The 6,948-nt window shown below is 41.3% G+C and carries 7 protein-coding genes and 1 tRNA gene; 7 read left to right on the forward strand and 1 reads right to left on the reverse strand.

Translation table 11 applies throughout. The annotated features are described in order from the left end of the window. The first annotated feature begins 297 nt into the window (after nt 1–297). From D7D26_RS11495 to D7D26_RS11525, 7 genes are all read left to right on the forward strand, one after another. Nucleotides 298–374: transfer RNA gene (locus D7D26_RS11495), tRNA-Arg, on the forward strand. A 311-nt stretch (nt 375–685) separates the two neighbouring features. Beyond that, entirely contained in the window at nt 686–940 is a 255-nt protein-coding gene (locus D7D26_RS11500) for a DUF5688 family protein (protein ID WP_120373136.1), read from the forward strand. A gap of 3 nt (nt 941–943) precedes the next feature. Next, nucleotides 944–1,228, forward strand: a complete 285-nt coding sequence (locus D7D26_RS11505) for a hypothetical protein (protein WP_120373137.1) — start codon at nt 944–946, stop codon at nt 1,226–1,228. A gap of 98 nt (nt 1,229–1,326) precedes the next feature. Beyond that, nucleotides 1,327–2,547 (forward strand): ATP-binding protein, encoded by a 1,221-nt coding sequence (locus D7D26_RS11510; RefSeq protein ID WP_120373138.1) that lies wholly within the window; start codon nt 1,327–1,329, stop codon nt 2,545–2,547. A gap of 314 nt (nt 2,548–2,861) precedes the next feature. Beyond that, entirely contained in the window at nt 2,862–4,043 is a 1,182-nt protein-coding gene (locus tag D7D26_RS11515; protein ID WP_147413081.1) for an ABC-three component system protein, read from the forward strand. Then, nucleotides 4,040–4,528, forward strand: coding sequence for a three component ABC system middle component (locus D7D26_RS11520; protein WP_120373140.1), 489 nt, complete (start codon nt 4,040–4,042; stop codon nt 4,526–4,528). The genes D7D26_RS11515 and D7D26_RS11520 overlap by 4 nt, the downstream gene beginning before the upstream one ends. Continuing rightward, on the forward strand, nt 4,528–6,483 hold the full coding sequence (locus D7D26_RS11525; protein ID WP_158606355.1) for a DUF3732 domain-containing protein: 1,956 nt from the start codon (nt 4,528–4,530) through the stop codon (nt 6,481–6,483). Before D7D26_RS11520 ends, D7D26_RS11525 begins: the two co-directional genes overlap by 1 nt. 195 nt (nt 6,484–6,678) lie before the next feature. Here D7D26_RS11525 and D7D26_RS11530 read toward each other — a convergent pair. Beyond that, the coding region (locus tag D7D26_RS11530) for a transposase (protein WP_147413033.1) at nt 6,679–6,948 on the reverse strand (270 nt) is incomplete at its 5' end.

Here is a 6,948-nt window from a genome sequence, read left to right on the forward strand (position 1 = left end):
TTTTGTGACAATGTCATTCGCTCCTGTTTCATGAACGGTATTATCTCAGAGTGACATTTTCTTGGAACAGTTATGGGTGACTTTATCACTGAACAACGACAGCCTGCGTTCGTTCCTTGCGGCTTTGAAGCGCTTGTGTTATGATGAACCCGCTTTTGAGAACGACCCCGTAGCCCAGATGGATAGAGCGACTGCCTCCTAAGGTGATTGCGGACCATCTGCCTATCGAAAAACTCATATCGGCTGTGAGTTCGAAAAAAACGATAAAATAAGAGCTGAAACGTCAATTTTATACAAGTCCTCGTAGCTCAGTTGGATAGAGCGCGCGCCTCCTAAGCGTGAGGTCGGAGGTTCAAATCCTCTCGGGGACGCCAGAAATTCCGCGGAAAATCAAGATTTCTTGGTTTTCCGCTTTTCTCATCTTTAACATAAAACCCATCGATTTCTGTTAGCCAGCTAATATGTTAGCAAAAATCGCCCATTTTGCTAACAAAATCATCGTTTTGCTAACAAGAGCAAAAAATCCCTAAAAAAACTTGCTAACAAAATACTTCGATTGCACGAGTACAATGCTGTGGCAGGCAATATTTTTTATTCATCTGTTTTACCTTACATAGGCCAGTTGGATCTTCTTCGGAGAAAATCTGACCGGCCTTTTATTATTTCACGAAAAGGAGGACATCAGATGAATTATGAGCAGTTTTTGGAACAAATGAAAGAAGATCTGACGGCACGGTTTGACAAAGATCTCCAGCCGGAACTTGCTGACGTAAGGATCGGGATCCGGGATGTGGAGAAGCTTCAGGGTGAATCCTACCGAGGACTTTCTTTCCGCAGCGGCGATTCCCCGGTTGAGGCCAACCTCAACATGACCGGTGCTTTTCAGGCCTATGAAGCAGGCCGTCCGTATAAGGACATTTTGGGAGAGGTGGAAGTGTAGCTTATGAAGGTCGTGGATCGCACTCCCCAGTTTAATGTTGGAGAGCTGTCCGATTATGAAGCCATGAAGCTGAAACTAATGATGGAGGTTATCCCTCAGAAAGGGAATGAAGACAGGCTGGGAAATATCCCCTATCAGAAGGTGGAGGATATGGCTCTGAAAGCCGGAAATGGCAGCACTTCTAAGGATCTTGGCTGCAAATCTATAGAAGTGCATACGCCAGAGTATGTGGGAAAGATCCAGTATGCTGATCGACAGAGGGCAGAAAGCTCACAGAGAAATTTGTGAGTGTTCTGTCCTCTATATTTTGATACATGCACAAAACGCAAAACTCTTGATTTTTTGAAGTTTTGCGTTTATATTACAGGCAGAGAGGTGATTGGAAGATGTATATCAAGAGAGATCAACTTTTGGAAAAGCTTGTCCGATATCGAAAAAAGGACATTGTAAAGGTAATTACCGGCATCCGTAGATGTGGGAAGTCGGTTCTTTTGAATGAACTTTACTATGATTATCTTCTGTCCGATGGTGTTCCTTCGGATCATATCATCAAAGTGTCGCTTGATCTGAAGAAATGGGAAGCACTTCGGGACGGGGATACGCTTTATCATTACATAGCCGAGGCCATCTGTGATGAGGAGCTGTACTATGTATTTTTGGATGAGATTCAGCTTGTAGACGGGTTTGAGGAAGTAGTCAATTCGATCAAGGCGGAATTCAATACAGATGTATATATTACCGGCTCCAATTCCAAACTGCTGTCCCATGATATCAACACGATCTTTCGTGGCCGGGGCATTGAAATCAAAGTTTTCCCACTTTCGTTTGCAGAATTTCTTGCATTCAGACAGATCGATAAAATGGATGCCTTTGATGAATATATCCAGTTTGGTGGATTGCCATATGCTGTGAGAGAAACTGAGGACCAGGAGAAAAGAACTTATCTGGATATGATGGTAAATACGGTGGTCACGAGGGATATGATAGAACGCTATGATATCCGCAACGAAGCACTGTTTATTGCTTTAATTGAACTGCTCTGTTCTTCTATCGGTGCGTATGTCTCCACGAATAAGATTGCTAATACTCTGAAGAGCAACGGATTCAAATCAGTAGATAACGAAACAATCAGCAGATATTTAAGCCATATTTGCGATGCCTTTTTCTTTTATAAATCTGATCGTTATGACATCAAAGGGAAGGAATACCTAAAGACTCAGAATAAATACTATGCTGCTGACATGGGGCTCCGGAACGCTGCTATTCATTACAGGCAGATTGAAATCACGCATATTATTGAAAATCTGGTATACCTTGAACTGCTTCGACGGGGTTATATTGTTGATATCGGGAAGAACCGGGAAAAAGAAATAGATTTTATCGCAAAAGAACTCAGTGGCAAGAGATATTACGTGCAGGTTTCTTACACCATACAGGATGAAGCGGTAAAAGAAAGAGAAGTCTCAGCGTTTCATCTGCTGGACGATGGATACAAGAAGATCCTGATAACTATGGACCGTAATCCGCTGTCGAATCTTGAGGATGGATATCAGATGATGCATTTGTTTGACTTCTTGCTGAATGAACAGGCATTGGAAATGGCCTGATACCAGAACGCAAAACTACAATATTTTGATGATTTTGCGTTTTGCGAGAAAAGATTACATATCGCTGCAGTAACCGGTGATATAAAAATGGAATATTGAACAAGGAAACAAATTTCCTTACATAATAAAAAAATATTGTCTGATTCGAGGAATATGATAAGTGAACCTTGGATGTGATGAATGAAAAGATAATCGAAGGACTTACCCTTTCACGCCTCAATGATACAACTGGCAGACGGGTTATATATATTGAATCATATAGAAGCGAAAAGTTGTCGTCAAGATGATGTGAGTATTCAGAAAGGAGGTAAATCATGGTATCACACAATGCATCAGGTCAAATGCTTGGTTACCTGTATCAGGTGCGCTATGCGCTGAACCTCCTGATGAGCAGTGATGATCCGAGTTATCAGATATCTATTGAGAAATTTGATGACATCGCTTTCGATAAAGAGGGTACACCTGTTCAGCTTATTCAGGCTAAGCATCATACGACACCTGCCAGTCTTACAGATGTTTCTACAGATTTGTGGCGGACTCTGAATGTATGGTTTGATGCAATATCAGCAGATTTCTCTTTGCTTGATCACACGGATTTTGTAATCATAACGACGGCTGGTGTTCCAGACAATTCAGCTGCTGAAGCCATTCAAAACCAAAAGTATCAGAAAGCATATGATCGGCTTAACACCGTTGCAGAAGATAGCACTAATAAGACAAATGCCAAATTTTACAACAAATTCAGGCAGACAGATAAAAACATTCTCATGAACCTGGTAAAGAGAATTAAGATTATCTCCTCTGCCAGTGATATTGTGAATGTTGAAAAAGACATCCAGAAACAGATTAGATATTCTTGTAAGCCGGAACATGTTTCAATGGCTACCGAGCGTATTGAAGGGTGGTGGTTTCGGGAATCTGTTCAAGCCTTGTCCTCAGTTGACCCCACTATAACAACCCAAAGGCAGCTACATTCTAAGATTTATGAGATAACAAGGCAGTATGGTGATGACAATCTACCTATCGAATTTTGGGATTTGGATGAAATTGAAGAAGCAGAATTGGATCCAAAAGATAGAATATTTCTGGAACAGCTTCGGCTTCTTCAATATAAAAGTAGGTCGCTGCGTATGGCTCTTCAGGACTATTATAAAGCATCAATGCAGCGTTCAAATTGGCTTCGGCAGGGACTTGTATTTACCAATGAATTGGACACATACGAACATCGGTTGAAAGATGCGTGGGAACATGCATTTGCAGATATGGAGGAGGATCTGAAAGACTATGAGAATCCCACAGAGCAGGAGAAAATAAAAGCAGGTAAAGAGTTATACCGTAGAGTAATGGATTATGATATTCGAATTCGATCTCGTGTTGATGCTTCTTACGTTATGCAGGGAACGTATCATCGACTCGCAAACAACTTAATTGTTGGTTGGCATGTAGACTTCTTTGAAAAGCTTAAGCATCTTCTGGAAGGAGTCAACGAACAATGAGAGCGTGGGATTATAGGCCGGACGAAGTAAAGAATCTCTTCAACCCTGCATTTTGTGGGAGAGTGATTTACGGAACTATATCTGAATATCAAAAAAACACAAAAAGAGATTTTCCTTTTCCACTTATCTATTTGGTTTTGCCTTTGGTTTTACCACGACAGATACGAACAGAGATAAGTAGCCGAACGCAGCTAACTAATTGGGTTCAGAAGCATCAGGAATTAATTTATAATTTGGGGAAACGTGTCAGGGATTTAGTGGAAATTACAAATGAAGCCGTCGAATTTATGATGCAGGCTGGCTATATTAGGTTGAATGACAGCGGTGAATTATCCGAAGTGTTAACTGCTGGAGCACTCAGCAAAACGAAGCACATAGACCCCGAAGTGGCGGAGTGCTTGCAAAAAGCCGAACATGTAGGACGATGGTTTGCGGATGCGGGAAAAGTTGAAATAATATATACATGTTTGGGGGTGAGACCGTGATGCAGATCTTGGAATTGGTTCTATATGGGAAGAACGGACAAAAGCGCACACTGTCATTCAACCCGGGAAAAGTGAATATCATACCAGGTGAATCAAAAGCAGGAAAGTCTGCTGTTGGCGATATCATTGAATATTGCATGGGTGGAAGTAGTTGTAACATTGCTGTTGGCGTTGTTCGTGATAATGTAGTCTGGTATGGTTTGCTTATTCAATTTAACACGAATAGAATATTTGTGGCACGAAAAAATCCCGATCCAGGCAGGCAATCTACATCGTTTTGTTATTATGAATTGGGAACAGATATAAGCTCTCCGGAAAAAGCGGATTTTTCATCAAATACAAATGTCGAAGGTATCGAGAAGCTTCTTACAAAGCAGATTGGAATTTCAGAAAATATCCATATACCGGAAGATGATGAAAGTCGTGATCCGCTGGAAGCTAACATTAGACACTCGTTATTCTGCTGCTTCCAGAGTCAAGATGAAGTTACAGCCAGAAACCATTTATTTCATAGGCAAAGTGAAGGTTTGCCTATCACTAATGCAATTAGGGATACCTTGCCATATTTTCTTGGTGCTGTTAATGAAGAGGCAGTTTTGTTGGCTACGGAAAAACGCACTAAGGATCGAGAACTGAGGATTTTAACAAGACAACTAGCAGAATTAGAGGCTATCAGCGGGACTGGTTCAGAGAAGGCAATAGCTTTGTTAGTTGAAGCAGAAGCAGTGGGTTTGATTCGGGATATTGATGATATTGATAAAACTGATTTCACTGCCCTTTATGAAGCTCTCAAACAGATTCGCTTAGTAACGCAGAGTGTGCCTACAGGTTCAATGGATCACCTTTCCACCCTTCAAACACAATTAAAGGAAAAAGAAGATGAACTTAGTGACCTTCAGGATAGCATAAGTGAGGCGCGTTCTTATTTGGCAGATGCATCTGGTTTTAGGGGTGAACTGGCGCATCAGAAAGTCAGGTTAGAGTCAATTGGGCTATTTGAAAAACTTGATTTCAACCCCGGAAAATGTCCACTTTGTTCTGGCGATTTCGACCCTGAACCACCTGGAGTTACAAAGCTTAAAGAGTCAATAAGATCGCTTGATCAGTCAATTAGTCGTGTTGAAAAGGAACGGCCACAGTTAAGACGATATATAGATCAGCAGGAAGTAAAAACAAGTGGCATAAAGGACGAAATAGCGGTAATCAGAGCCGAGATAGAGGGAACATACATTCAAATGGAGGATGCGGAACGTATTCGTGATTTGAATGATAGGCGCGCCAAAGTCTTTGGTCGTATTAGCTATTGGCTTGAAAACGTTCAATTGGCTGACGATACAACTGATGTGAAAAAGAAAATAAAGATATTGAAGGATAGGATCGCAGAGATTGATGCTATTCTAAGTAATGATTCTGTTAAAGATCGGGTTTCCTCTGCCCTTTCAGTAATTCAAAATGATATGACTACTTGGGCGAGTGAGCTGGAGATGGAATATGCAGGATCTCCGTATAGGTTGGATATGGGCAGAGTAACGGTCGTTGTTGATCATGGAAGACCTATTCCTCTGAAGGAAATGGGGAGTGGATCAAACTGGCTGGGATCTCATTTGATTACTATGTTTGGTCTTCACAAGTATTTTATAAACAATAATCGGCCTGTTCCAAATTTCTTGTTCTTAGATCAGCCTTCTCAGGTGTATTTCCCGGAAGGATCTACTGCGGATGAAGACATGGATGTCCAAGCAGTAACAAAGATTTTTGCATTCATTAGAAATCGTGTTGCCGAGCTGAATGGAAAAATGCAGGTTATTGTAGTTGACCATGCCCGGTTGGATAACGATGATTTCAGAGAAGAAACCATAGAAGACTGGAAGAATACAGGCAAAAAACTTGTGCCGGTTGATTGGTATGAGGAGACAAGGATTGTTCCAGAAGAGAAGCTTGATGATGAAGAGTGATTATGGATAAATGATAGTTGTGCGTTTTACAAGAAAAGATTACATATCACCGGAGCAAACTTCCTATCATTGGGCGATACAAAAGGGAAAAGCGACCGTCAAACTTTTTTCAGAGCTCTGCTAACAAAGGTGCAAACGGGACGGTGAAAAACTTGCTGATATTAGGGCTTGTTTAAAAAAACATTTCAGCTTGTATTATTTCAATAAAATAACACTGGCAGCAACAAGAACAAAAGCGAAAAACGAAGCGTCAAGTTTGTCATAGCGGGTGAAAATTCTACGGAACCATTTGATTTTCTGAAAGAAACATTCAACCAAGTGTCGTTCCTTGTAAACATGCTCATCTATAAACCACGGTTCGGGATTATCGCTCTTCGGCGGGATAGTGTAACTTCCCTCCCGAGAAGTAATGTACTCTCTGATGGCTTGCGAACCGTAAGCCTTATCGCCGATGACGTTGCTCCC

This window comes from Pyramidobacter sp. CG50-2 (genome assembly GCF_003612005.1).
GTDB lineage: Bacteria > Synergistota > Synergistia > Synergistales > Dethiosulfovibrionaceae > Pyramidobacter.